Genomic DNA, 24,364 nt, shown 5'->3' with positions numbered 1-24,364 from the left:
AACACGCTCAAGCACATCCATGTGGCGCTTGGGCTCCGCCATCCCTGGCTCCGCACAGTTTTGGGGAGTGCCACTCTGGCCGATTCAGACCTGTGGAGTTGCCCTCCGATTCATTTTTTCCTTTGCCTATCGGGTAGATGCCGGTTGCGATTCGAACCCAGCCGCCGGGTGTCGCTGAACCAGAATCAGGTAACTGGCCAGGGCCGCTGCGGCGCTGGCCGCGATGATGGTGGCCATGACCAGTGAGGTGCCATCGTGGAGGTGGCCAACAAGCGCGCCGGCAATGGCTGCCACTGCCATTTGGGTGAAGCCGAAGAGGGCTGACGCGGAACCGGCCATGTGGGGGAAGTTGGCCATGGCGCCGGCCATGGTCTGGGGCAGGACCATGCCGACGCCGACCATGAACAGGGCCTGGGGCAGGATGACTGACCAAACGGTGTGGATTTCGGCTATGGCCAGTCCTGCCATGATTGAGCCACCAACTACGGCCACGGTCAGGCCTCGCACCAGGATCTGATCCGGTACCAGCTGGCTGCCAAGGCGGACCGCGGTCAGGTTGCCGGTGACGTAGCCAACCACGATGCAGGCGAAGAAGAGTCCGAAATGCTCGGGCTCCACGCCGAGGAAATCGATCAGCACGAAGGATGATCCGGACAGGAAAGCGAACAGGCCGGAGAAGATCAGGGCGTTGGTCAGGGTGTAACCAAGAAAGCTGATGTCCGTCGCGATGGTGCGGTAGTTCCGCAACAGGCTGCACAACCGCAATGGCTGGCGGTATTCCGGGCGCATGGGCTCGGGAATGCCAAAAGTCACCACCACGGCCATGACCAGCGCGTAGCCGGCCAGCACGATGAAAATAGAGGCCCAGCCCAGGCCGGAGACCATAAAGCCGCCGATGGTCGGTGCAATTGCTGGCGCCAGGGCCATGATGCTGGCCAGGATTGCCATGATGCGGGCGGCTTCCCGTGGCGTGTAGATGTCACGGATCGCGGCGCGACCCAATACGGGGCCAGCTGAGCCGCCGAGGGCCTGCAGGAAACGGCACAGCATCAGGGTTTCGATATTGGTGGCCAGGGCACAGCCGACGCTGGCGAGGGCAAACAGCAGGAAGCCGCCGATCATAATGGGTTTGCGGCCAAAGCGGTCGGCCAGCGGTCCGCAAATCAATTGCGCCAGAGCAAAGCCCAGCATATACAGGCTTAGCGTAAGTTGTACCTGATCGGTTCCGGTACTGAAATCACTGCCAATCTGTGGCAATGCCGGCAGATACATATCCGTGGCCAAAGGCCCCAGGGCCACGGCGGCGGCGAGTAATATGGTCGTCCAGACGCTGGTAAGCGCAAGCATACTGTTTCCCGGTCTAATCTGAGGGTGAGCGAGCAGAAAGTGGGGTTGGGGGTAAGGGGTCAAAAACAGGAACCGTGGCTTCCTTGAACGTTTTTGACCCCTTACCCCCAACCCCACGCCCAGCTGCCTACTCGAAGTCAACAGAGTTTACGTCCCAGTGGTTCGAGAATAACGACCCAATACTTCATACAACGTATGAACAAAATCGATTGATTAATCGTTCAGACCGTTCATCGTCGCCGCCACGGCATTCACCTGGTTGCGAAGCCAGCGGTGGGCGGGGTCGTTCTGGTTGCGGCGGTGCCACAGCATCAGCAGGGTGAAAGGTTTGAAATCGAAGGGCAGGGGAACCGAAGCGAAGCCCCTGAGTAAGTGATTACTCATACGTTCTGGCGCGGTGGCCAGCATATTCGTACCACGAAGGAACTCTGGCAAACCGGAGAAGTTGGACACAGTCACTGTATTGCGGCGGGTCAGCCCGCGGGCGTTCAGCGAGGTTTCAAGGGTGGGCTTTTCTCCAGTGGCGAACAGCAGGGCGATATGATCGGCCTTGAGGTACTCCGCCATATCCCGGGGCGGCTCTCGATAGTCGGGATCGTAGAACACCACCATCCGGTCCGCCATCAATCCCCGTTGCATGATGTCTGTCGCCTCTGGTGCGTGGGGCGAGATGATCAGGTCGCAGACGTCCTTTCGCAGCATGTCGGCGGTCGGAATGCCGGAGGGGATCACCTGCAGCCGAATGCCTGGCGCCTCCCGTCGGAGTGTGCTGACCAATCCCGGTAACAGGAGATCACGCTGGTAATCGTTGGCGGCGATGGTGAAGGTGAACTCCGCGGTCGCGGGAGCGAACGGTGGTCCGCTGGAGAGGGACTGCAGGTCATCCAGGATCTGCCGGATATGAGGTCCCACCCGCAGCGCGTACTGTGTGGGTGTAATGCCGCGCCCGGATTTCACAAACAACGGATCCCCGAGTGCCTGGCGCAACCGGTCCAGGGTGTGGCTCACGGCCGATTGACTGACCCCCAGACGAATCGCTGCGCGGGACACGCTGCCCTCATCAAGCACCGTCAGAAAGGTGCTCAGCGAGCGAGTGTCGAGGTTTAATGTATCGATGCCGTTCATGGGTCGCAGTGTAATCCACTTACACCCTGGTCGCATACACAAACCAGGATCACTGATCTAGTGTGTGGTGAGTGATCGATCAATAATTTCCGGGGGCACCATGACGCTCAGACTCGCATTCGACGTATACGGCACGCTGGTCGACCCCATGGGCATGGCGGATCTGTTGGCGCAGGACGCTGGCGAAAGCGCACAGGCTGTCAGTGCCCTGTGGCGGGAAAAACAGCTGGAGTTCTCCTTCCGCAAGGGCCTGATGCGGGTCTATGAGGACTTTGGTGTTTGCACTCGTCAGGCTCTGCGGTATGCCATGGCCACTCATAAACTGCCGCTGGCCGGGAATCGTGAGGATGAGCTGATGGCCGCGTATCTGTCCCTGCCTGCGTTTGATGATGCGTTACCTGCCCTGAAAGCACTGAACGGCAACTATCCGTTGTTCGCATTTTCCAACGGAAGCTACCCCGCCCTGGAAAAAGTGCTGGGCCATAATAATTTGCTGGACCAGTTCGAAGGCCTGGTTTCCGTCGATGACATCAAGAGTTTCAAGCCCGATCCCGCCGTGTATGCCTATGCCAAAAGGGCAACGGGAGCCTGGGACGAGCCGTTGTGCCTGGTATCGAGTAATGCCTGGGACGTGATCGGTGCACGGGCTGCGGGTTTGAAAGCGGTTTGGGTGCAGAGAGATATCAGCAAAGTCTTTGAAGACTGGGGTATAGAACCGTCAGCTGTGATACACAGTCTCTCAGAGTTACCGGAGGCCCTTAAACACCTCTGAAGAGGAGCTCCGGAGTGTGTCAGCGCTGCAGTCCCCGCGTCATCAGGCTGATACTCTCATCCAGCGTTCGCTTGCCCGTCAGCTCGTCGTAACCGCTGCAGATTTCCAGAAGCACGGTGCCATGCACGACTCCCCACAGGGTCCGGACAGTGGCGTCGGGGTCGGCGGTGACACGGAACCGGCGCTCCGCCATGCCTGTCTTGAGGAAGTTGGCAAACAGCTCGAAGGCGGTCGATCTGGACAAGACCCCGAACAGGTCGGCCTCAATGGCTATAGGGGTGCTGGCTGCCAGGAAAAGGGCGCGGTCAGAGCAGGCCAGTTCACGGTAAATGTGCGCGGCCTGTCGCAGCATGGCCTCTGGCGGTGTCTCGGGCAGGGCGGTCATCAGTCTACGTTGCCACTCCTCCACCCAGGCCTCGTAAAGTGCGCGGATCAGACCGGGTTTGTCTTTGAACAGGGATTCCACGGTGGGCAGTGGTGTATCGCCCTTTGCTGCAAGAGCCTCAAGACTGAGGGCTGCCATACCGTCATTGCGGACGATGTCGCGGGCAATGGCAACCAGCCGTGTACGTTGCGGCTGAAGGGTGGAATCGGTTTTCATGTCCTCTGACTTTGGGGGCATAGAATCCTTCCTTTTCGGTCAGGGTACTTTCGGCTTATCCTTTCCTAATAGTAGCACCCTGCCGGCTAACACGGACGATGAAAACTCAGTCAGATCGCTCCGCCAACCATTCCGCCAACTCCAGCCAGCTTTCCCGGGGCGCCTTGCTGCCGGCCAGGATGCCCATATGACCCCCCGGCACTACTCGGAAGGTCCGGTCGGCAGAGCTGACGTGATCCATCACCCGCTTCGCCGCACCGGGTGTCGCCAGTGTGTCCTCCTGGCCAGCGATGGCCAGTAAGTTGGCGTTCACATTCTCCAGGCGGGCAACATCTTCACCGATTTGAATCTCACCCTTCGACAGCTGATTGTCGATCCAGATCCGCACCACGGTGTCCTGAATAATGCCACCGGGATAAGCCACCATCCGGTCCAGAAATGCAGAGGTTGTGGCGTGGTTGCTGACGAACTCCCGGTCACCCAGGCGCACAATCAGTTCCCAGTACCCCATCACGCTGCCAATCGGATTGGTCAGCTTGAAGCCGATGGTATTGGCCCAGCCCGGTGTGTGGAACCAGTGGGGTTTGACATTGTGGATGCGAAAACCGGTACGTTTTCGCACAAAGTCCGCCACATCTGCGACGCGCTGGTACATCAGACCCATCAGACCGGACGCATGACTGTCGATAGGCAAGCCCAGAACCACGGCATTGCGGATGTGCTGATCCTTGCTCAGGGCGGAGTAGAACAGTGTGAACATGCCTCCCATGCTCCAGCCATGCAGCGACAACTCCTGCTCGCCACTGTGCTCCCGTACCCGGTTCAGGTAGGCAGGCAGCAACTCCGCCACATAGGTGTGCAGATTGTAGTGACTGTGCTCGCGGGTCGGGATGCCCCAGTCGATCAGGTACACCTCAAATCCCTTCGCCCGCAGGAAACGGACGAGGCTGCGTTGGGGAAACAGATCGTAGATCAGCATATTCACCGCCAGCGGCGGCACTATGACAATCGGTGTTTTGTGTGCGGTGCGTTCGACCGTGATGGTCTCGCCATCCAGCTCGATAAAATCCTCCGCCAGCGGCGGGTAATACCGCAGACTGACCAGCCCATCGGTGTACAGCGTTTCAAACGGTGTTTGTCCCGCCTTTACCAGGCTGGCGGCGCGGAATACCCGATCAAAGGCATTGCCCGCGTAAAGAGCCGTTTGCCGGGTGAGTCCCGACGCTTTGTCAGCCGCGGATTTGAAGAGATTTGGCATGGGGATGTCCATAGTGGGATTCGCAACTCACGTTGATACTTGGCAATTTCCTGAAGGCTACCGCCGCACACTGAAATGAGCTATGGCATCACCGTCACATAAATGGGGCATACCGGTCACTTCGGGCCACTGCCCAATCCTGTCTCTGGTTGATATGATTGCCCTCCATTGGAAACAACAACCAAAACAGGACCACCATGCTCAGCTTCCTGCCCGCTCCCGTTATCGGTGTACTCAACTCCATCCTGCTGGGAATCAACACACTGTTCTGGTGCCTGCTGCTCTACATTCCGGCGCTGCTGAAACTTATTATTCCCCATAAGGGCTTCCGCGTGCTCTGCACCCGAGCCATCATCTGGATCTCGGAATCCTGGGTGGCCTGTAACACCGGCTGGATGAAACTCACCCATGGTACCCGCTGGGACGTGAAAGGCGCGGAAAACCTGAAGCGGGAAAGCTGGTACCTGGTGCTCAGCAATCACCAGAGCTGGGTCGATATCTTCGCCATGCAGCGGGTCTTCAATCGCAGGGCGCCGTTCCTGAAGTTCTTCCTGAAACAGCAGCTGATATGGGTGCCGGTGATCGGTCTGGCATGGTGGGGGCTGGATTTTCCGTTCATGAAGCGATATACCCGGGAATATCTGATCAAGCATCCTGAAAAGCGCGGGGAAGATCTCAAGGCTACCCGAAAGGCTTGTGAAAAGTTTCACTACACTCCGGTCAGCGTGATGAATTTCGTGGAGGGGACGCGGTTCACTCCGGCCAAGCACGACAAGCAAAAATCACCTTACACTCATCTGCTCACTCCCAAGGCGGGTGGTGTCGCCTTTGTACTGGACGCCATGGGGGACTCCATCCAGACCCTGGTGGACGTCACTATTGCTTACCCAAGTGGCGCGCCTACCTTCTGGGATTTTATCTGCGGTCGGGTGAGGGAAGTGAAAATGGAGATCCACACCGTTACTATCCCGGAACACCTGAAGGGTCGGGATTACTCAACGGATGCGGAGCATCGCAGAAACGTAAAAGAGTGGCTGGCGGATCAATGGCGGGCCAAGGATGAGCGCCTGAACCGGATGTTAGAGCAGTAACATCATCGGCGGTCAGCGGTTGCTTTCTTCATCATCCTCGACTTCGTCGGGGTGCTCTTGCTTGTAACGCTCCCACTCTTCCCAGTCATGGGGCGTGCCGGCGTGGGGGCGCTTCAGGTGTTTTGCGTGCTCCATAGCATTATGGCGCAGGCTGTGGTCCCGCTCCTCTTCGTCCTTGTCGAAACCGTATTTCTTGAGGAACTCGTCAGGACTGATGGGCATGGCGCACCTCCTTTGTAAGGTATTACCTGAATAGTACGGTGCGCCTGTGCCTTTGGTTTTTCAACCCTTCTGCGGTTCTTCTGGCTTAGTGATTTCGTCGGTATCCACCAGCTTGAAATTGATCTGCTTGCGCTCCTCGTCCACGTCCGCGAAAGTCACGGTGACCGGCTGCTCCAGCTGGAAAATGCGGCCGTTCTTGTTGTGGATAAGGCGCAGGGTGACCGGATCAAAGCTGAACTTACCTTCAAGTGTGCGGCAGCTGACAAAGCCTTCCAGGCCATTGGCGGCCAGGCGGACAAAGAATCCAGCGGGCACGGTACGGCTGATGATGCCGGACATGGGGTCAGCCCCGAGCGTCTTGGCGAAATCGCTCTTGAGCCAGTTTTCCAGACTGTTTGCGGCCTGACGGGCACGGATCTGAGTCGTTTGCAGCTCCGCCAGTTGTTCTTCAGTCAGGTCACTCATGGGCTCCTGCCACAGAATCGACTTGATCAGTCGATGCACATAGAAGTCGCTGAACTTGCGTAGGGGAGAGGTGAACGTGGTGTAAGCCGGCAGCCCCATGCCCTGGTGAGCCGCGGCTTTGAACGCCAGTTCCGCCCGTGCCAGCTGGCGGGAGATGATGGCTTTGATCGGCACCTCGGCGTCCAGTTGTTCCGTGCGTTTCATCAAGTCACGGAAGCCCTCGGCAGAGGTCGCATCGACCGTGGCCAGTTCCGGAGCATAGCTCGCGAGCAGGGTACGGATATTGTCTACGCGGTCGTCACGCAGGCCCGGGTGCTGGATAAACAGGCCTCTGGACTGCTGGCTGAGGAAATCCGCGGCACAGCGGTTGGCGGCTACCATGCACTCTTCCACCAGCCGGTGGGCCTCGTTCTGAACCGAGGGTTCGATCAGTCGCACCCGTTTGTTCTCATCCAGACGCAGCCGGAATTCGGGGCGGTCCGCGCTCAGCAGCGCGTGCTCGCCGCGCCATTTGCGCAGGGCGGTAGCAGTCTGGTGTAACTGATCGAGGCTATTGGCGACGGCGTCGGGCAGAGCCTTGATGTCGTCGTCCTCGCGGCCTTCGATCAGGTTGGAGACCAGTTCATAGCTGAGCTTGCCCTTGGATTGGATCACCGCCTTGTGGAAGCTGTAGTCGCCCAGGCTGCCATCGTTGTTGACCTGCAGGTCGCAGACCAGCGCCAGGCGTTTGACGTCCGGCATCAGCGAGCACAGCCGTGTGCTGAGGCTGTCTGGCAGCATCGGCAGGGGCTCACCCGGGAAATAGATCGCCGTGGCCCGGTTAAACGCTTCGGCTTCGGCGGCGCTGCCCGGTTCGATCACCGCGGTGGGGTCGGCAATGGCGATGGACAGTTTCCAGCCGGTGGCATTGGGTTCTGCCAGCAGCGCGTCATCCATATCCTGGGTGCCCGGGCTGTCGATGGTGACGTACGGCTGACCGGTGCGATCCTCACGATCACCGCACTGAGCTTCCACGGTGCCTTCGTCCAGGGCGTCCGCCTGTTTTTTTACCGCGTCCGGCCAGGTGTCTGGCAGGTCAAAAGTGGCCAGGGTAAAGGACCGTTCAATGCCGGGTTCCCCGGCCTTGCCGATGACTTTCAGAATCTTGGCCTGGCCCTTGCCATCCTTGATCGGATGCTTGTGGATGCGGCAGTAAATAAAGTCGTCCTGCTCGGCGTTCATCCGTTCTTTCGGTGGAATGAAGATCCAGCGGTTGATGCCCGGGGTTTCCGGCACCACAAAGTGTCCCTTGCCCTTGATCAGATAGCGCCCGACGAACGTGGTCAAATTGCTTTCCAGCAACTCATCCACCACTCCCTGGATTTTGCCCTTGTCCCCTTCCTGTTCGGTGACGTTGACGCGGTCTCCGGGCAGCACTTTCTGCATTTCTTCCGGTGGCAGGAAGACATCCCGGCCCTCGTCAAGCGCGACGAACCCGAAACGACCGTTGGTGGCTTTGACGGTGCCGCGGAAGACCACCTTGTTTTCTTTAATGTCGGTTTTCAGCTGGCGCAACTGGCTGAGAGCGTCGGCATTGAGCATGAACGGGACCTGGCTGGTAAAAATGAATGATGGGGCGGAGTATAACGGTTCTCGGTCCACGCGTCAGATAGCAGACTTCCCATATTAAATTTCTGCCCAGAATCGCTGAAGATTGGCAAGTGACTTGGTGAGCAGGTCGAATTCTGTGGACTTGCCCTCGCGTTCGAAAAGCTGGCGCCGGGCGGTATCAAGGTCAAACAGCACTTCTCTCTGGGCAGGATCCCGAATCGTGCTCTGAATCCAGCCGATGGCGACGCGGCGCTGACCTCGCGATACCGGCTCAACCCGGTGCAGGGTCGAGGAAGGGTAAATCACTACCGAGCCGGCGGGCATTTTGTAGGACTGTTCGCCGGCTGTGGTGTCGGTCACCAGTTCACCGCCATCGTAGCTGTCGGGATCGTCCAGAAACAGGGTAAAGGAGATGTCGGTCCGCAACCGTCCTGGCCCACGGCCCATCACCGGGTCGTCAACATGGTTACCGTAGGTCATGCCATCCCGATAGCGACTGAACAGAATGGAAGTCATCTTCGCGGGCCTAACCGCCATCTGGAAGACGGGATGCCCGGTCAGGGCATTTTCCACCTCGGTGCGAATTGATTGGCCGGCTTCGTCGGTGACCTGCATCTGTTCATTGTTCTTTACCAGGCGGGCATGCCAGCCTGCAGTGCTGCGCCCGTCTTCAAACTGGCCGCTATCCAGTGCGGAGCGGACGCGCCCCAGCTGTTCTCTGTTCAATACCTCACCAATGCAAAGAATCATGGTGTCTCCAATCGGTAATACGACTAATTTGCAATTACAGTCTTAATTGGAACATCATGCATCACCATGGAGTAACCATCAATCTTCCCGGCCTGGATGTGTTTGAGCCGGTGGTCTTTTGTTGTTTGAGGAGAGCACGATGAACAATCAGAAACTGAAGCTGTGGACTGGTATCGGTATGGCAACCTTGCTGGCCAGTTCCGGCGCCGTTGCCGATGATCATAAAAGCGGCCATCACGACGACATGATGACGTCCGGCTCCCATGGCGGAGAGGGAGGAGAACACCATGGCGGAGAGGGAGGAGAACGCCACGGTGGCGAGGGCGGCGAGCACCACGGCGGCGAAGGTGGAGAAAATCACGGTGGTGAAGGCGGTGAACACCATGGCGGTGAAGGCGGTGAACACCATGGCGGTGAAGGTGGCGAACACCATGGTGGCGAAGGCGGTGAGCATCATGGAGGAGAGGCTGGCGCCGCTTTTAGCTACTTCGCTGCTGGCGGCGAAGGTGGTGAAGGCGGAGAAGGCGGAGAAGGCGGAGAAGGCGGAGAAGCGGGTGGTTCCGTGTCAGCGGTTGAGTCCGACGGCGCCTATGTCGCGATGCTTAAGATGATGCAGGGGCATCTGATGGCAGCGCGGGAGTTGATCAAGTCAGGCGAGGTCGCCGAGGGCCGGCCGCATCTCACCCATCCCTGGATTGAGGTTTACCCCATGGCTGAAGCGGGGCTGAAACACCGCGGCCAGAAAGAGCTGGGCGGTCGCCTGCAGACCCTGGCGGAAAAAGCGGGGCAGGTTGAGAACTGGGGCGACATCAATCAGGAGTTTCAGTCTGCCTGGGTTGCGGCCGAGGAAGCATTGAACTCAGTCGGTGGTGGTGAGCAGAGCGCTGCAACCGTCTCAAAGGTTGCGTTGTCGCTCACCAAACAGGCGGTGCTGGAGTATGACGAGGCACTCGACGGTGAGCAGTTTGTAGCGGTTCACGAATACCAGGACGGCCGTGGCTTCGTGCTTTCCGCCCGTGATTATCTGGATCGCCATAAGGCGGTTCTGAAGAAGCAGAATAAGGAAGCCTGGCGTGATGTAGGCAAAGCCCTGGATGAATTGCAGAAGGCCTGGCCCACAGCGGTTCCACCGGAGCAGCCAGTGATTCCGGTCGCTGATCTGTACTCTGCCCAGGCGAGGCTGGAGCTTGCGTTGGCTCCATACCTTTACTGATCCTGGTACAAAGTCGGGGCCTATACGGCCCCGGCTTGAGGTTTCAGTTAATTGTATTGTGAAAACACTCGGGTCTGACCGGCTTCGTTGAACAGGATGACCTTGTAGTGGTCTTTCCGGTCGCCCACTTCCATACCCGGTGAGCCAAGGGGCATGCCGGGCACGCTCAGCCCTGTGGCTTGCGGCGCCTCCGTGATGAGGCGCTGGATATCGCTGGCGGGCACATGACCTTCGATGACGTAGTCACCCACGAACGCCGTGTGGCAGCTGGCCAGCGCCGGGGTCAGGCCAGCGTCGATTTTGATTTGGTTGAGGTCATTGGTCTCTGTAACGTCGACGTCAAAGCCGTTTTCTTCCAGGTGATCGACCCAGTCGCTGCAGCAGCCGCAGGAGGGTGATTTGTACACGTGAATGCTTTCAGTACCCTCCGCCGCCAGCAACGGGGTGCTGACCAGGGTGCTGAGACCGAAGGCGGCGGTGAGACCGAGCGCTTTTTTACGTAAAGTCATGTCAGATTCCTCAGTGATGATGGCCGTGATCGTTGTTGGAGGCGCCGGTGGATGACGGTGACAGCCAGAACCACCAGACGATGGCCGCCATCAGTAACAATCCTCCGGAGTTGACCAGAAGTGTGCCCATCAGTTCCGCTCCTCTTGCTGATTGCCGATATTTTTGTAACTGCTCCGGAACAACCGCAGGCGGTTGGCGTTGGAGACCACAGTGACCGATGACAGGGACATGGCGGCACCGGCGAGGATCGGGCTCATCAGTATCCCCCAGACAGGGTAAAGCAGGCCGGCGGCCACCGGAATACCCATTGTGTTGTATACAAACGCGCCAAACAGGTTCTGGTGGATGTTTCTCACCGTGGCGCGGGAGATCTCGATGGCATCGGGCACGCCGTGCAGGGAGCCGCGCATCAGCGTAATGCCTGCACTTTCGATGGCCACGTCCGTGCCGGTACCAATGGCGAAGCCAACATCGGCGGCGGCCAGGGCCGGCGCATCGTTGATGCCGTCGCCGACCATGGCGACGGTGTAGCCCTTACCGCGCATTTCACTCACCACCTCGGCCTTGTCTTCCGGCAATACCTCCGCCCGGTAATCGTCAATCCCCGCCTTATTGGCAATGCCTTTGGCGGTGGCGTCGACATCGCCGGTGACCATCATCACCCGGATACCGGCATCATGCAGACGCTGAATCGCGGCCTGGGAATCCGGCTTGATGGCGTCGGCAACTCCGATGACACCGAGGGCTTCGTCGCCCAATGCCAGGAACAGCGGTGTGCCCGCCTCTTCGGCAATGGCATTGGCGGCAGCGGTCAGGTCATCCAGAGTCACGCCTTCATTTTCCAGCCAGCGCCGGTTGCCCAGGCGCAGGGGATTGCCATTGAACTCGCCTTTGACGCCCTTGCCGTTCAGGGCTTCAAAACCGGACACTTTTTCAGCCTCGACGCCTTCCTCGTTCGCCTTCGCAATAATGGCCTCCGCCAGCGGATGTTCGGAGTGCTGTTCGAGCCCGGCCGCAAGAGCCAACAGGCGCTGTTCATCACCATCGCTGGCATGCAGTCGCGTTACTGCCGGATGGCCTTCGGTAATGGTGCCGGTCTTGTCCAGAATCACCAAGTCCAGCTTTCCGGCGGTCTGCAGGGCGTCGCCCTGACGAATCAGCGCACCATACTCTGCCGCTTTGCCAACCCCGACCATCACCGACATGGGGGTGGCCAGGCCCAGGGCGCAGGGGCAGGCGATGATCAGCACCGTCGTAGCTGCCACCATCATATGCACCACCGCAGGCTCCGGCCCGACGTTGTACCAGACCAGCGCCGCCACCACGGCAATCAGCATGACTGTGGGCACGAACACCGATGAGATCTTGTCGGCCAGTCGGCCAATGGCGGGTTTGGAGCCCTGGGCCTTTTTCACCAGCTTGATGATCTGGGCCAGCGCGGTTTCGCTGCCGACCCGGGTGGCTTCGTAAATGATTGAGCCATGGGTGTTCATCGTGCCGGCGGAAACCTCATCGCCCGCGGATTTGCTAACCGGCATCGGCTCACCGGTCAGCATGCTCTCATCGATGCGGGTCGAGCCTTCGGCAATCACCCCGTCCACCGGCAGCTTCTCCCCGGGCCGGACCCTTATATGGTCACCCTTGCGGACGTCTTCCACAGGGATGTCCCGTTCTTCACCATCGCGGATAACCCGGGCGGTTTTCGCCCGCAAGTCCAGTAACCGGCGCACGGCTTCCGACGTCTTGCCCTTGGCCCTCAACTCCAGGGCCTGGCCCAGGTTGATCAGGCCGATGATCATGGCCGAGGCTTCAAAGTACACATGCCGCGCCATCTCCGGCAGGGCGCCGGGTATACTGGCTACCACAATCGAGTAGAGCCAGGCGGTGCCGGTGCCCAAGGCAATCAGCGTATCCATGTTGGCGTTGTGGTGCTTGAAGGCCTTCCAGGCCCCGGTGTAGAAATGCCCGCCGGTGGCGGCCATAACCACCAGAGTCAGCACGCCCAGGCCGAGCCAGGTGCCCTGATTGGTCTCAGTTACCATCATGGTGCCAAAGCCCATACCCCAGACCATCAATCCCAGGCCCAGACTCAGGCTGACCGCCATCTTGATCAGCAGGGTTTTGTACTGCTTCCGGTCCTCCTCCTGCTTGCGATCGTCTGCGTCGTCCTCATTCTCAATCACACTGACGCCATAGCCGGCGCTTTCCACGGCCATCACCAGAGCCTGGGGATCCGCGTCACCCGTGGCCGTCGCAGTGTTGTCCGCCAGATTCATATGGGCATGGCTGATACCACCCACCGACATCAGGGCCTTCTCTATGGTACTCACGCAGGAAGCGCAGGTCGCACCGGTTACCGACAGATGAACCTGCCCATTTCCTGTATCGGAAGGTTCAGCCTGAGCACTCTCAGAGACCGTCTCGGCCGCTTCTTCGGAGAGATTAGCCGAGTGATCATCGTCGTTTTTGCCAAGTTCAGCTTTGGCGGCACAGCAACTGGCGGGCTCCGGAGTATCTTCGAATGGCTCCGCCGGATAACCCATCTCCGTCACAATCCGCGCCGCCTCGGCGGCATCCACGTCCTCTGGCAGAGCGACGGTCTGCTGTTCAAGATTCACTTCCACCAGGTCTGCATCGCCGGTCAGCGGCTCCAGAGCCGTTCGGATCTTCTTTACACAGCCCTGGCACGAGGCCCCGGAAATACTGAGCGTGGTCTGAAGTACAGGTGCGTCAGTCATTCGTTAGTGCTCCTCACTCTGATTGTCTGCCCGGTGAGAGGGCATCGGGTCTTCCCAGTGTTCGATCAATCGGCAAATGGTGTGGCCATCCGGCGTACCGTCCGGCATGTCCTGCCAGGCGGCCATCGCCGACGTCATCCGCTGGCGCAGCTCCTGCAGCTCACGAATTTCCCGTTCCACCTCCGCCAGCCGTTGTTGAAAGACATCCCGTACCATCGGACAGGGAGAATGATGGCCATCCGCCTGCTCCAGAATCTGCCGGATCTCTGGCAGTGAAAACCCCAACTGCCGGGCTTTGCGGGCGAACCGCAAGCGCCGAAGGTCCTCGGCATCGAATTGCTGGTAGTTGTTGTCCGGATTGCGGGTCGGCTTCAACAGATTTTCCCGGGTGTAAAACCGCACGGTATCCGGATTCACGCCGGCGGCTTCCGCAATGTCTTTGACTTTCATATCCTGTTCCTCACCCCGAAATAAGTAATGGTCAAAGGAATCCATCACTGAAGTAAGCGGAGTGTTGAGGCAGGCGCGACTCCCGAAAATGCTCGGAGCCATGGATGGCGGAGAGCAAGCGTACAGGGACGTATTAACAGCGGTTTTCGGGAGTCGCGCGTGCCTCAACACGGCAATCACCGAAACCTGATTCAAGGATAGCCTAAAACCTGTGAGTAACTCACAGGTCAAAGGTTTTTTTAAGAAGAGAAGATTACTGGCTCTTGGCGCGAAGGAATGTACCGCAGGCTCTGCACTGGTCCGGCGCCATCAGCTTTGCCTGCCAGCCGATCTTGTGACCACAGGCTGGGCACGCGAGCCGCAGCTGAAGCACAATAATCGGCGTGATCAGAACCGCGATCAGCGCTCCGAGTGGCCCCCAGCTCTCACCACTGGACAAGCCCAGCTGACTGCTGAACACCAGAATAATCGTCAGCGCCACGAAGGCAAAAATAAAATAATTCCGGTTCCAGCGCTCCCACTGGCGGATTTTCCGGTCTTGTTCAGGCGTCAGGTAGCGGCTTGTCATGGAGTCTTACCTTGCTGGGAATGGTCCGAAAACAACGATTGAACGAGGTTGGCTAGATGCGGGTATCCGCTGGAATGCCGGTAACCATAGTACCTTCGCTCAGGGCTTTTTCCAGTGTGGCAGCAGGAACGGGCCGGCTGATCAGGTAGCCCTGGGCCAGATCACAATGGTGATCCTTCAGGAACGCCAGCTGCTCCATGGTCTCAACACCTTCCGCCACGACCCGGATGCCTAGATTGTGGGCCAGATTGATGACTGCGCGGGTGATCACCGCATCGTCGTGGCGTTCGGTGACTTCGGTAATGAACGATCGGTCGATTTTCAGTAAGTCTACGGGGAAGTCTCGCAGATAGCCCAGTGAGGAGTAACCCACCCCGAAATCATCGATAGCAAGGTGCACACCGAGTTTGTGTAACCTGGAGAGCTGATTGAGATTGTGTTCGATGTTCTGGATAAAGATTTCCTCGGTCAGCTCCACTTCCAGCTGATGCGGCGGCACGTTGTGGGTCTCCAGTGCCTCCTGAATATGATCCACCAGACTTTCATCATCCAGTTCCCGCCCGGAGAGATTGACCGCAATCCTGAGGTGTTCGAAGGCAGTGCCGCGCCAACGGGCAAGCTGTCGACAGGCGGCCATCACGACCCAGCGTCCGATCTCGGTGATGCGGCCGCTTTCCTCTGCCAACGGGATGAAATCGATCGGAGGCAGTAATCCCCGGCGCGGATGTTGCCATCGTATTAGCGCTTCAGCGCTGCCTATCTCGGCGCTCTCCAGGTCGACCTGTGGCTGAAAGTGAAGGACAAACTCGTCATTGGCAAGGGCCTGGCTGAGGTCCTTGTCCAGTTCCAGGCGCATGACTTCCCGCTCCTGCATGCCCTCGGTATAGAACTGGTAGGTGTTGCGCCCTTGATCCTTGGCCCGGTACAGGGCGATGTCGGCGTTACGGAGCAGGGTATCGGTGTCCAGGCCACTTTGTGGGTAAACCGCAATGCCCATGGTCGCGGTAACGCAGTGGGCCTGGTTCTGGACCTCGAAAGGTTCTGCGAAACATTGCTTGATCTGGCCCAACAGGTGAATGACGTCGTCCAGACTATCCACATGCTGCTGGCAGACCATGAATTCGTCTCCACCGGAGTAGGCCACGAGGATTTTCTCACTACTCAGGCTATTCAGGCGCTCGGACACCTTGATCAGCAGCTCGTCCCCGAACTGGTGGCCGAGGGTGTCATTGAGCATCTGGAAGCGGTCGAGATCCATCATCACCAGGGCGACCTGGCGCATTTGCCGGTCGGCGATGCTGAGGGTGTGACTCAGGTCTTCCATGAAGAAACGACGGTTAGCGAGGCCGGTCAGGGCATCCGTGGACTCCAGGCGGACCAGATCCTGTTGCACGGCTTTGCGTTGGTCTATTTCAAACTCCAGCTCCTTGCGGGTTTTCAGCAGGGCGCGATTATGCTTGAGCAGGATCTGAACCAGCAGGGTGGTCAGGCTGGTCAGTAGCCCCATGAACAGGATGGAGGTGAACGTGGTCCAGGGCCAGATGCTTTTCCGGCTGCCGATCCAGGCGGTTGATGGGGTAACGGTAAGCGACCAATTCATTGTCGGGAGATCGACGTCGACGGTTTGGGAGTATCGGGTGTCGAACTCACCGTCGGTATTAAGTTCGTAGGCAAGTGCTTCGCCCTCGAAAATACGTATATTGAATGCTTCCAGAACCCTGCTGGTCAGTAATTGACGAGCCAGGGTTTCCATCTGGAAGACACCGGCAACAAACCCGTTGTTATCATCACCGGAGTGGACCGGCACATAGATGACCAGGCCCTTGCCGCCTTGTCGAAGATCGACCACGCCGGAAATATCAATGGTGCCATTGGCTTGCGCCGCTTTCAGTGCTGCTCGACGGTCAGCGGAAAATGCCACATTGTAGCCAACCACTTCTTCATTGCCCGACAGGGGCTCCAGCCAGCGAATCACGAACTGCCGGTCAATCCATTCCAGGGCCTGATAGACCCCGAAGTCGTCCAGGTAGTTTCTGGCGTCCTGGCGCCACAGCTCTTTCGTTAATTCCGGGTTGGCCTCAATACGTTTTGCCATGCGGCGGATTGCCTGCACATGGACCAGGAATTCCCGTTCCAGGTTGGCGGCCATGGCTTGGGTTTCGCTGGCCAGGCTGCTTTCAAGCTGGCGCCTGTCCTGCCTGTCGATGCCATACTTCAGAACGGAAGCAATTCCGAGAAAGACGATGAGAATCAGTACTGGAAAAACGGGGTGCAGAAGCCCTTTGACCATTACGTTCGTCGCTGATTCGGTTTTTTCCACACGTCACTCCGGTCTGATGCACCAACAACAGTATCTATCGGCAGATTGTGTTTGATTATGAGGGTTACGGGCGGTCACCGGCCACTAATTGTTGTATACGTCCCTGTAACGAGATACCGAAGGCACCGTCAGGCAGCGGGCGTAAAATGCCGTGTTGTGTTTCATCCGGTTGTTTCGACAGATCGAGAACTCTGGGTGTCACCGGATGCTTATTGGCATCCAGTAATACCTCAACTTTTGGTTTCAGTTTTTTCCCAGGGTGAGTGGCGACGATCAGAGCGACTTCCCCCGACGACAGTTCTACCAAACTTCCAGGCGGATAAACACCGATCATTCGAATAAAGGCCTCCACCATTCCTGTGTCGAATTGTTGCCCCCGATTGCGGTAAAGGATACGCATGGCGTCTGACGTGGGCACGCCATCGCGATAGCATCGGTCGCTGGTGAGAGCATCGAACGCGTCGACGATGGAGACCAGCCGTGCAAAGCGACTGATCTGTGCTTCTTCCAGTTGATGGGGGTAGCCGAAACCATCGATACGTTCGTGGTGGTGAACCGTAACGTCACTGATGATTGAATCCACGTCCGGGTCCTGCTTCAGCAGTTTGTAGCCCAGCGTGGTGTGTTTCTGCATAACGCTGAATTCATCGGGGCTGAGGGCGCCTGGCTTGTTGAGTATTGATGGCGGTACCTTGAGTTTGCCGATGTCGTGTAGCAGGCCACACAGTCCGGCAATCTCCAGGTCCTCATCAGGCATGCCCAGAAAACGGGCAAAAGCCACGGTGAATATTGCGACCCTCAGGCAATGCTCGGCGGTGTAGGCGTCCCGGGACTTGATTCTGGTCATCCAGAACATGGCACTCGCGTTGGCCTTGATGCTGTCCACGCAGTTTCGAATGATGGGGCGGGCATGTTGAAGGTGCAGATTGTTATTGCCCTGTTCGATATCACGGATCACCCGCTCGACAAAAATGCGGGTCTTGTTCCAGGTCGCCTTGGCCCTGGGAATTTCCTCCAGCAGCGACCGGGTTTCTTCCATGGGCTCTGTGGTGCGTTTTCGCAGCCGTGCGACCTTGCTGATGATCGGGGCCAGGCGTCTCTCTTCATCCTCCACCACGACCCACTCACAGTACTGCCTCAGAACCTGGGCCTGGCCTGGATCTGTAAGGACAAATCCCTGGAACAGGACGGGGACGTCGGTCCACGGGCGGTCCAGGTTGACGACTTTCATGCCGATTTCTAGCAGATCGACGGGCAGATTGGTGCGACGCAGGGAGGCAGGCGATCGCCCCGATGGCGTCATCGCCTTCTCAGCGATCGGTCGGGGTGCCGTATGTGCCCTGTTGGTTTTGCGTCTGAACCACATGGCGATGCCAGTTTTCGGATTGTTTGACCTGATTATGGCAGAGCGCTGACGATTCGAACAGGTCGTGGGTCACAGGTTGGCCTGGAGTGAGCAGCACTAACAACCTAGAGGGCGCCGCCAGTAACCGGTGGCACGCCGAGTCGCGGAATGTCCTGCTTGGGGCAGCGATCCATAACGACAGTCAGGCCGGCGGCCTCTGCTTTCCGGGCGCCTTCTTCGTTGATTACACCAATCTGCATCCACACCACAGGCACGTTGAGTTTAATGGCGGCATTGATCACCGGCCCGGTGCGTTCTGGCGCCAGGAAAAGCTCCACCATGTCTACTGGTTCAGGCAGCGAATTAAGATCGGCGTAAACGGTTTCACCTAACAGCTGCTGGCCGGCCAGCTTCGGGTTGACGGGGATGACGCGGTAGCCCCGGCCCTGCAGATAGGCCATCACTTCGTGGCTGGGGCGGTGGATTTTGTTGCTGGCGCCCACCAGCGCAATGGTGCGAATACTGGTTAAAATGGCGCGGATTGCTTCTGGTGTCTGGGTTGGCATGGTTATGTAGGCCCTTTTAGCACTGTGAGTTTCCGGTTGGTCGCCGGCCTGCCGGTGTCAGGAAATGATACTATAGGTCTTTGATCGACAAGGCTTGCATGTAATAGGATCGCTGTTCAAGGAGTTCACCAAGGTGATCCGTCCCGTCATCTGAAAAGGACCAGAGTATGGCAGTCTTGACCATGCTGGGAGTTGGCCACTCCGAAGCAATTGACCATTGGAACAACAATGCCATGGTAGAGGCCGGTGGCCGACGTTTGTTGATCGACGCCGGCTACACCATCAAGTTTGCGTTGCGGGACCGGGGCCTGACCCTGGCCGATGTGGATGCAATCTTTATTACCCATGCTCATGCGGATCACTGTTTTGGCCTGGAACGACTGGGGTATGAGTGTCGTTTCCGTTATGGCTTCAAGCCTGTGCTGTATTTGCCTCCGGGGGTTTATGAGGAGTTGTGGGAGCACACCCTGAAGGGGGTGATGGGGCAGGTGGGGGAAGGGCCTGCGGAGCTGACAGACTTTTTTGATGTGGTGTTACTGGATGATCAGCCCTTCGAGTTTGAAGGCGTCCGGTTGCAACCGTTCCAGAACCGACACACCCCGGCAAAGCCGTCCTACGGCCTGATGATCAATAATCACCTGCTGTTCAGTGGTGATACCCGTCCGATTCCCGAGCTGGTGGCAACCTATGCACCGCAGACCATTCTTCACGATGCCACCCTGTCGGACTGGAACCCGGTCCACGCCTCGGTTCGTGAGCTTCGTGAGAACTATTCGGACGCCTTGCGTGAGCGTATGTATTTGATGAGCTACGAAGACAATTTCGAGCAACATCGTGCGGAAGTGGAACGTGAGTTTGCCGGGTTTGCCCGCCAGGGACAGGAGTTTGCCCTGTGACCGGGAAAACCGTTGTAGCCCGGGTTGTGCATTCCGACCTGAAAGCCGGTCGATTTCTGGTGTTGGTAACCGAAGATCAACGACTGGTCTACAGTCACTGGCGCCCGTTCCAGCAGGCAGGTTATCCGGCAGTCACGCTGGGTCAGGAGTTCCGGGTCCGGCTTGGGCGTGATCGCAGGGATAGTGTGACGCTGGTGGTACGTGAGGTGCTGGGTACCGCTGAAGCACAAGAAGTGGCAGTGAACAGCCATGGGCTGGCGTTGCCATCGGACCAACCGCGTCATATGTCCGAGGCGGAGCTCCTGGCGGCCATTGGGTCCGCCGACGGTGTGGTGGTAATCGCCAATGCGGTGATTAATGGTTCTGAACGGTCCGACCTGGAGTTTTCAGGATCCGTCGTGTTGATCAACTGTCATGTGTTGGGTGATTTCCGCTGGCTAGGGGCCCGATTTCGCGGCAGTTTTTGGTGTCTCAACTGCCGCTTCAACAATCATTTCAGCATGAAATCCGGCCACCTGGATGGCAGCGTCGTTATGTTCGGCTGTGACTTCAGCGGCGCCGGTGGCATCTCGTTCCGTGGTATACGGGCCTGCTCCGTGCTGATGGAATTCGGTACCCGTGGCAGCGATGATATGCTCTGGCTCAACGAAATGACGTTGAGTGGTTGCCTGGCCCTGAACGGTAGCTTCCAGGCGCCGGTGCAACTGATGGCAGTCCAGGATGAGGCGCCGGTGAACGATTCTCCTTCCCTGGGCCAGGTCTATATTGGTCGCCAGAGTTATCACGCTGAACAGCTGAGCAGGAACGGGTTTGAGGGCGGGCTGTTTGTGCAGGGGTATACGGTGTCAGGCTGTGTCGAGATCCGCCGCAGCCATCTGAACCAGTTACGGTTGGGAGAGCTGACAGCGGAAACGATCCTGGTGGACAACTGCGAACTGGCTGCTGACCTGTGGCTGGATCGGGTCACTGTGACGGACGAAGAAGCCGGTATTGGTATCGAAGATACCCTGGTGGGGCGTCACCTGCGGATGACTGGGCATCACTTCAGTGGCCGCTTGTGTCTGAACGGCTCATCGGTGGCTCAAGCCTGGATGCTGGAGCTGGAAGCGCCTGAGGAAGGTACGCCGAGGGTGGAGATGGTGCGCTTCCACGCCGAGCAGGCATGGTTTGATCCGGTGTCACTGATCTACGGTGCCAAACCGGCCCGACGCTCGACAACACCACCCCCCTTTGGCCTTTTGGCACGGGCCCTGACGCCCCGCCCCAGTGGTGATGACCGTCGTCATCTGGCGGAAGCCTATACCCGGTTCAAAAACTGGATGTCGACCACCGGGCATCTGCGGGAGGAAGACCACGCGTTTTTCCACATGCGGCACCACAAGGAAACCAGCAGGGCGCGCCGTTTTCTCCTCGGGGGGATTTTCGGATGGGGCATCCGGTTTCGGAATATTCTGGCGGCGGCGCTGATGATCTCCATCCTGTTTGCGCTGGGGTTCATGACGGTCGGAGTCAGAATCGGGGAAGCGGTGATGTTAAGTCTGCAGAGCTTCATCAGCAGTTTCTATGGTCAATGGAGTGCGCCTGAACCACCTGCCACCGGGCTCCTGTCCGTGCTTGTCACCCTGGAGTCCATGATCGGTGTACTGTTTGTAACCGTATTAGTGGGTGCATACATTCGCAAACTGCTGAGATAACTCTGTCATGTGGTACCTGTGTGGACTGGGAAGTAATATCGATCCGGAACAGAACCTGGTGAGGGCTGTCACCAACCTGCTGGAAAGCCATGGGTCGCTTTGGTTGTCGCCGATCATCCACACTCGTCCCCAGGGCATGGAGACCGAACGTCCGTTTCTCAATGCGCTGGTGATCGTATTCAGTCCCCTGTCTCCAGAGAAACTCAAGGCCCGCTTCAATCAGTTGGAGGAATCTCTCGGACGCGACCGCTCGGATCCCCTCTGCAGTCTCAAGGATCGACCGATTGATGTGGACATTCTGGAGTTCAGTGAGAGCGGTCGTTTTATTGGCCAGAAAATAGAGGAGCCTTATTACCAAAGGCTTTTCGATGGGCAGATTGAAAACTCAGTCCGGGCTTCCCTGACCGTGGCGGGCCATACCCTGGGCCAGGCGTCGGCCACCATCCACCGGGATCTGCGCACCGGTGATGAAATCGTTGTCCACCAGGGCCAGCAACTGCATAACCACGCTGTGAAAGCCTCCCTCCCGGGCCAGCAGAGTCTCTGACAATACCTGCCGCTTCTGACTGTCGGTATGGCGGGGCAGGAATCCGATAGGGCCGGGCATGATGGCATTGACCCGCACATCGGGTGCCAGCAACGCGGCATAACTCAGGGTCAGGTTAGCGAGGGCCGCCTTGGACGCACAGTAGGCTCCATATTGTGGGTTGGGGCGTTCCGTGAAGATATCGGTGATGTTGACGATCAGTGACGGCCGTCCGCACGCCCGAGCCGCTGTCTCCAGGGCAGGGCCGAGGCCGTGCATCAGCTGCATGGGAGCGGTGCTGTTGATCTGAAACAGGCGGGCAGCCTGGGCCGGCCGCTGCCGTGGATCCTGGGCATCGGTTTCGAAGGTGGAGGCATTGTTGACCAACAGGCTGACGCTGGTGGTGTCGCGAACAATGTCGTCGATCCGGGCCTGCACCGCGTCCGGATCGGCCAGATCGACCTGCAGTGCCGTCACACCCTGACCGATGAGAAAATCGATCTCATCGGTGTGCGTCCGGTGCAGGGCGAACACCCGGTAGCCCCGCTCAACCAGAGCCAGGCTCACTTCATAGCCGAGCCTCCGTCCGGCACCGGTGATCACGGCCACTGGAGCGGTCGACATGGAATCAGTCTCGATGGCTGAGCAGCTGCAGGAATTCGGTTCGGGTCGCCTGGGATTTGCGGAACTGGCCCAGCATGACCGAGGTTTTCATGCGGGAGTTCTGTTTCTCCACACCTCGCATCATCATGCACATGTGCTGGGCTTCGATCACCACGGCCACACCTTTGGCACCGGTGACCGATTCAATGGCTTCGGCGATTTCCCGGGTCAGGTTTTCCTGGATCTGCAGCCTTCGCGCGTACATGTCGACAATACGGGCAAACTTGGACAGCCCCAGCACCTTGCCCTGTGGCATGTAGGCAATATGGCATTTGCCGATGAACGGCAGCATATGGTGTTCGCACATGCTGTAAAGCTCAATGTCCTGAATCATCACCATCTCGTCCATGGAGGACTCAAAGACAGCGTTGTTGACCAGTTCACCCAAATCCTGCTGATAGCCGTTCGTCAGGAATTGCATGGCCTTGGCCGCGCGTTTTGGCGTGTCCATCAGGCCCTCGCGGGAGGTGTCTTCCCCCAGACCATTAATGATGTCGCGGTAATGGCCGGCCAAATCTTCCAGGGAGTTGCTCATAATCGGTTCCGGTATTCAGTGTCTGATTCAGGGCGAAGCTTAAGGGAAATCGCCGGTTATCTCCATGGTTTACGAGTGCCGGTCCACAAAAGACCACATGTGGCTCGACTGACACCCGCAAATCCTGTGCGCAGCTATGGCGGCACCCACCGGTTTGTTCTACAGTTTTAGTCTGCAAACTCTATCCAGGAACAGGGCATGGAACAGGTCATCACCGGACACACAACGGCTTCCAGGGCTACGCAACAGGTTGGAACGTTGGAGTGGTGGCAACAGGGCGGCAAGTGGTTCAGTTATGAAGGCCATGCCATTTTCAGCCGGATGGCGGGACAGGGCGAGCCGCTGGTTCTGTTGCACGGGTTTCCGACCGCAAGCTGGGACTGGAACCGACTGTGGCCCATGCTGACCCAGCAGTACAACGTGCTGGTACTGGATATGCTGGGTTTCGGCTTTTCCGACAAGCCCGTGCCTTACGACTACAGCATTGAAGATCAGGCCGATCTGATAGAGGGCTGGATTTCCGGCCTGGGCTTGAAGACTGTCCACCTGTTTGCCCATGACTACGGCTGCAGTGTGACCCAGGAGTTGCTGGCCCGGGACCAGGAAGGCACATTGCCATTCCATATCGCCAGTATCTGCTTCCTGAACGGAGCACTGTTTCCGGAGGTTCACAACCCGTTGCTGATTCAGAAGCTGCTGTGCAGTCCCCTGGGCGGGCTGATCAGTCGTGGTCTGAATCGCCGGATCTTTGAGCGTAATTTTCGCCGGCTGTTGGGACCGGCCAACCCGCCGGATCGCCAGGACATGGACGATTTCTGGCAATTACTCACCTACAACAATGGCCGCGGCATCCTTCACCATCTGATTCATTTTATGGAAGAGCGGCGCTGTCACCGCAATCGCTGGGTGGGTGCGCTGCAGCATGCTACGCAGCCCATGAGACTGGTGTCCGGTATGGCAGACCCGGTTTCCGGTGCCGCCATGGCGAGGCGTTACCGGGAACTGGTTCCGAATGCGGATGTTGTCAGTTTGCGGAATGTGGGCCATTACCCGCATTTTGAAAGCCCCTGGGACGTATTTTCTGCTTACCGGGAGTTTCGCAGCCAGCAGTAATTCCGA

At 58.2% G+C, this 24,364-nt stretch carries 22 protein-coding genes and 1 pseudogene; 7 read left to right on the top strand and 16 right to left on the bottom strand.

Annotation, left to right across the window (positions count from 1 at the left end; genetic code table 11):
• Window positions 1-126: 126 nt before the first annotated feature.
• Both MARLIPOL_RS10080 and MARLIPOL_RS10075 read right to left on the bottom strand, forming a co-directional pair.
• On the bottom strand, window positions 127-1,347 hold the full coding sequence (locus MARLIPOL_RS10080; RefSeq protein WP_012137976.1) for a Bcr/CflA family multidrug efflux MFS transporter: 1,221 nt from the start codon (window positions 1,345-1,347) through the stop codon (window positions 127-129).
• Between the two features lie 213 nt (window positions 1,348-1,560).
• A complete protein-coding gene (locus MARLIPOL_RS10075) occupies window positions 1,561-2,472 on the bottom strand; it encodes a LysR family transcriptional regulator (RefSeq protein WP_012137975.1) in 912 nt (303 codons plus the stop codon).
• 100 nt (window positions 2,473-2,572) lie between these two features.
• Here MARLIPOL_RS10075 and MARLIPOL_RS10070 point away from each other — a divergent pair, with 100 nt between their 5' ends.
• Window positions 2,573-3,244, top strand: a complete 672-nt coding sequence (locus MARLIPOL_RS10070; RefSeq protein ID WP_012137973.1) for a haloacid dehalogenase type II — start codon at window positions 2,573-2,575, stop codon at window positions 3,242-3,244.
• 19 nt (window positions 3,245-3,263) lie between these two features.
• On the opposite strand, the gene MARLIPOL_RS10065 is transcribed toward MARLIPOL_RS10070, so the two are convergent.
• Window positions 3,264-3,866: a TetR/AcrR family transcriptional regulator gene (locus MARLIPOL_RS10065; RefSeq protein ID WP_012137972.1), complete on the bottom strand. Its 603-nt coding sequence runs from the start codon at window positions 3,864-3,866 to the stop codon at window positions 3,264-3,266.
• An 85-nt stretch (window positions 3,867-3,951) separates the two neighbouring features.
• A complete protein-coding gene (locus tag MARLIPOL_RS10060; protein WP_012137971.1) occupies window positions 3,952-5,103 on the bottom strand; it encodes an alpha/beta fold hydrolase in 1,152 nt (383 codons plus the stop codon).
• A 197-nt stretch (window positions 5,104-5,300) separates the two neighbouring features.
• On the opposite strand from MARLIPOL_RS10060, the gene MARLIPOL_RS10055 reads away from it, so the two are divergent.
• Window positions 5,301-6,194, top strand: a complete 894-nt coding sequence (locus MARLIPOL_RS10055; protein ID WP_012137970.1) for an acyltransferase — start codon at window positions 5,301-5,303, stop codon at window positions 6,192-6,194.
• Window positions 6,195-6,206: 12 nt separating this feature from the next.
• On the opposite strand, the gene MARLIPOL_RS10050 is transcribed toward MARLIPOL_RS10055, so the two are convergent.
• From MARLIPOL_RS10050 to MARLIPOL_RS10040, 3 genes are all read right to left on the bottom strand, one after another.
• On the bottom strand, window positions 6,207-6,416 hold the full coding sequence (locus MARLIPOL_RS10050; RefSeq protein ID WP_012137969.1) for a hypothetical protein: 210 nt from the start codon (window positions 6,414-6,416) through the stop codon (window positions 6,207-6,209).
• Between the two features lie 60 nt (window positions 6,417-6,476).
• Window positions 6,477-8,462, bottom strand: coding sequence for a ribonuclease R family protein (locus tag MARLIPOL_RS10045; protein ID WP_012137968.1), 1,986 nt, complete (start codon window positions 8,460-8,462; stop codon window positions 6,477-6,479).
• A gap of 84 nt (window positions 8,463-8,546) precedes the next feature.
• Window positions 8,547-9,221, bottom strand: coding sequence for a Fe2+-dependent dioxygenase (locus MARLIPOL_RS10040; protein ID WP_012137967.1), 675 nt, complete (start codon window positions 9,219-9,221; stop codon window positions 8,547-8,549).
• A 139-nt stretch (window positions 9,222-9,360) separates the two neighbouring features.
• On the opposite strand from MARLIPOL_RS10040, the gene MARLIPOL_RS18660 reads away from it, so the two are divergent.
• A complete protein-coding gene (locus MARLIPOL_RS18660; RefSeq protein WP_012137966.1) occupies window positions 9,361-10,434 on the top strand; it encodes a hypothetical protein in 1,074 nt (357 codons plus the stop codon).
• A 47-nt stretch (window positions 10,435-10,481) separates the two neighbouring features.
• Here the strand turns inward: MARLIPOL_RS18660 and MARLIPOL_RS10030 are convergent, their stop codons facing one another.
• The 7 genes from MARLIPOL_RS10030 to MARLIPOL_RS10000 form a co-directional block, all read right to left on the bottom strand.
• Window positions 10,482-10,943: a DUF411 domain-containing protein gene (locus tag MARLIPOL_RS10030; protein ID WP_012137965.1), complete on the bottom strand. Its 462-nt coding sequence runs from the start codon at window positions 10,941-10,943 to the stop codon at window positions 10,482-10,484.
• 129 nt (window positions 10,944-11,072) lie between these two features.
• On the bottom strand, window positions 11,073-13,682 hold the full coding sequence (locus tag MARLIPOL_RS10025; RefSeq protein WP_012137963.1) for a heavy metal translocating P-type ATPase: 2,610 nt from the start codon (window positions 13,680-13,682) through the stop codon (window positions 11,073-11,075).
• Window positions 13,683-13,685: 3 nt separating this feature from the next.
• Window positions 13,686-14,132, bottom strand: a complete 447-nt coding sequence (locus MARLIPOL_RS10020) for a MerR family transcriptional regulator (protein ID WP_012137962.1) — start codon at window positions 14,130-14,132, stop codon at window positions 13,686-13,688.
• A 253-nt stretch (window positions 14,133-14,385) separates the two neighbouring features.
• On the bottom strand, window positions 14,386-14,700 hold the full coding sequence (locus tag MARLIPOL_RS10015) for a hypothetical protein (protein ID WP_012137960.1): 315 nt from the start codon (window positions 14,698-14,700) through the stop codon (window positions 14,386-14,388).
• Between the two features lie 52 nt (window positions 14,701-14,752).
• The gene (locus MARLIPOL_RS10010) at window positions 14,753-16,990 is read right to left on the bottom strand and encodes a putative bifunctional diguanylate cyclase/phosphodiesterase (RefSeq protein ID WP_145768782.1); all 2,238 of its coding nucleotides are present in this window, start codon (window positions 16,988-16,990) and stop codon (window positions 14,753-14,755) included.
• Between the two features lie 94 nt (window positions 16,991-17,084).
• Window positions 17,085-18,386, bottom strand: coding sequence for an HD-GYP domain-containing protein (locus MARLIPOL_RS10005; RefSeq protein WP_051123127.1), 1,302 nt, complete (start codon window positions 18,384-18,386; stop codon window positions 17,085-17,087).
• Window positions 18,387-18,490: 104 nt separating this feature from the next.
• Window positions 18,491-18,931 carry a CoA-binding protein gene (locus MARLIPOL_RS10000; RefSeq protein ID WP_012137956.1) on the bottom strand — a complete coding sequence of 147 codons (441 nt, stop codon included), beginning with the start codon at window positions 18,929-18,931 and terminating at the stop codon, window positions 18,491-18,493.
• Between the two features lie 167 nt (window positions 18,932-19,098).
• On the opposite strand from MARLIPOL_RS10000, the gene MARLIPOL_RS09995 reads away from it, so the two are divergent.
• The 3 genes and pseudogenes from MARLIPOL_RS09995 to folK form a co-directional block, all read left to right on the top strand.
• The gene (locus MARLIPOL_RS09995) at window positions 19,099-19,827 is read left to right on the top strand and encodes an MBL fold metallo-hydrolase (protein ID WP_012137955.1); all 729 of its coding nucleotides are present in this window, start codon (window positions 19,099-19,101) and stop codon (window positions 19,825-19,827) included.
• A complete protein-coding gene (locus MARLIPOL_RS09990) occupies window positions 19,824-21,521 on the top strand; it encodes a hypothetical protein (RefSeq protein ID WP_012137954.1) in 1,698 nt (565 codons plus the stop codon). Before MARLIPOL_RS09995 ends, MARLIPOL_RS09990 begins: the two co-directional genes overlap by 4 nt.
• Before the next feature lie 7 nt (window positions 21,522-21,528).
• Window positions 21,529-21,822: pseudogene (gene folK / locus MARLIPOL_RS18805) on the top strand (2-amino-4-hydroxy-6-hydroxymethyldihydropteridine diphosphokinase); the annotation flags it as partial.
• An 84-nt stretch (window positions 21,823-21,906) separates the two neighbouring features.
• Here the strand turns inward: folK and MARLIPOL_RS09985 are convergent.
• Entirely contained in the window at window positions 21,907-22,671 is a 765-nt protein-coding gene (locus tag MARLIPOL_RS09985; protein ID WP_012137952.1) for an SDR family NAD(P)-dependent oxidoreductase, read from the bottom strand.
• 4 nt (window positions 22,672-22,675) lie between these two features.
• On the bottom strand, window positions 22,676-23,245 hold the full coding sequence (gene folE, locus MARLIPOL_RS09980; protein ID WP_012137951.1) for a GTP cyclohydrolase I FolE: 570 nt from the start codon (window positions 23,243-23,245) through the stop codon (window positions 22,676-22,678).
• A gap of 198 nt (window positions 23,246-23,443) precedes the next feature.
• Between folE and MARLIPOL_RS09975 the strand changes: the two genes are divergently transcribed.
• Entirely contained in the window at window positions 23,444-24,358 is a 915-nt protein-coding gene (locus tag MARLIPOL_RS09975) for an alpha/beta fold hydrolase (protein WP_012137950.1), read from the top strand.
• Window positions 24,359-24,364: the final 6 nt, after the last annotated feature.

This window comes from Marinobacter lipolyticus SM19 (genome assembly GCF_000397065.2).
Taxonomy (GTDB): Bacteria; Pseudomonadota; Gammaproteobacteria; order Pseudomonadales; family Oleiphilaceae; genus Marinobacter; species Marinobacter lipolyticus.
The sequence above is the reverse complement of the archived record's forward strand: the minus strand, read 5'-3'. Positions and strand labels throughout refer to the sequence as shown.

Coding starts and splice junctions, on each gene's coding strand:
- MARLIPOL_RS10010 (WP_145768782.1), bottom strand. CDS start 16,990: ATGGTCAAAGGGCTTCTGCACCCCGTTTTTCCAGTACTGATTCTCATC.
- MARLIPOL_RS10050 (WP_012137969.1), bottom strand. CDS start 6,416: ATGCCCATCAGTCCTGACGAGTTCCTCAAGAAATACGGTTTCGACAAG.
- MARLIPOL_RS10070 (WP_012137973.1), top strand. CDS start 2,573: ATGACGCTCAGACTCGCATTCGACGTATACGGCACGCTGGTCGACCCC.
- MARLIPOL_RS10015 (WP_012137960.1), bottom strand. CDS start 14,700: ATGACAAGCCGCTACCTGACGCCTGAACAAGACCGGAAAATCCGCCAG.
- folE (WP_012137951.1), bottom strand. CDS start 23,245: ATGAGCAACTCCCTGGAAGATTTGGCCGGCCATTACCGCGACATCATT.
- MARLIPOL_RS18660 (WP_012137966.1), top strand. CDS start 9,361: ATGAACAATCAGAAACTGAAGCTGTGGACTGGTATCGGTATGGCAACC.
- MARLIPOL_RS10065 (WP_012137972.1), bottom strand. CDS start 3,866: ATGCCCCCAAAGTCAGAGGACATGAAAACCGATTCCACCCTTCAGCCG.
- MARLIPOL_RS10005 (WP_051123127.1), bottom strand. CDS start 18,386: ATGTGGTTCAGACGCAAAACCAACAGGGCACATACGGCACCCCGACCG.
- MARLIPOL_RS10030 (WP_012137965.1), bottom strand. CDS start 10,943: ATGACTTTACGTAAAAAAGCGCTCGGTCTCACCGCCGCCTTCGGTCTC.
- MARLIPOL_RS10040 (WP_012137967.1), bottom strand. CDS start 9,221: ATGATTCTTTGCATTGGTGAGGTATTGAACAGAGAACAGCTGGGGCGC.
- MARLIPOL_RS10025 (WP_012137963.1), bottom strand. CDS start 13,682: ATGACTGACGCACCTGTACTTCAGACCACGCTCAGTATTTCCGGGGCC.
- MARLIPOL_RS10080 (WP_012137976.1), bottom strand. CDS start 1,347: ATGCTTGCGCTTACCAGCGTCTGGACGACCATATTACTCGCCGCCGCC.
- MARLIPOL_RS10075 (WP_012137975.1), bottom strand. CDS start 2,472: ATGAACGGCATCGATACATTAAACCTCGACACTCGCTCGCTGAGCACC.
- MARLIPOL_RS10000 (WP_012137956.1), bottom strand. CDS start 18,931: ATGCCAACCCAGACACCAGAAGCAATCCGCGCCATTTTAACCAGTATT.
- MARLIPOL_RS09985 (WP_012137952.1), bottom strand. CDS start 22,671: ATGTCGACCGCTCCAGTGGCCGTGATCACCGGTGCCGGACGGAGGCTC.
- MARLIPOL_RS10020 (WP_012137962.1), bottom strand. CDS start 14,132: ATGAAAGTCAAAGACATTGCGGAAGCCGCCGGCGTGAATCCGGATACC.
- MARLIPOL_RS10045 (WP_012137968.1), bottom strand. CDS start 8,462: ATGCTCAATGCCGACGCTCTCAGCCAGTTGCGCCAGCTGAAAACCGAC.
- MARLIPOL_RS09995 (WP_012137955.1), top strand. CDS start 19,099: ATGGCAGTCTTGACCATGCTGGGAGTTGGCCACTCCGAAGCAATTGAC.
- MARLIPOL_RS10060 (WP_012137971.1), bottom strand. CDS start 5,103: ATGCCAAATCTCTTCAAATCCGCGGCTGACAAAGCGTCGGGACTCACC.
- MARLIPOL_RS09975 (WP_012137950.1), top strand. CDS start 23,444: ATGGAACAGGTCATCACCGGACACACAACGGCTTCCAGGGCTACGCAA.
- MARLIPOL_RS10055 (WP_012137970.1), top strand. CDS start 5,301: ATGCTCAGCTTCCTGCCCGCTCCCGTTATCGGTGTACTCAACTCCATC.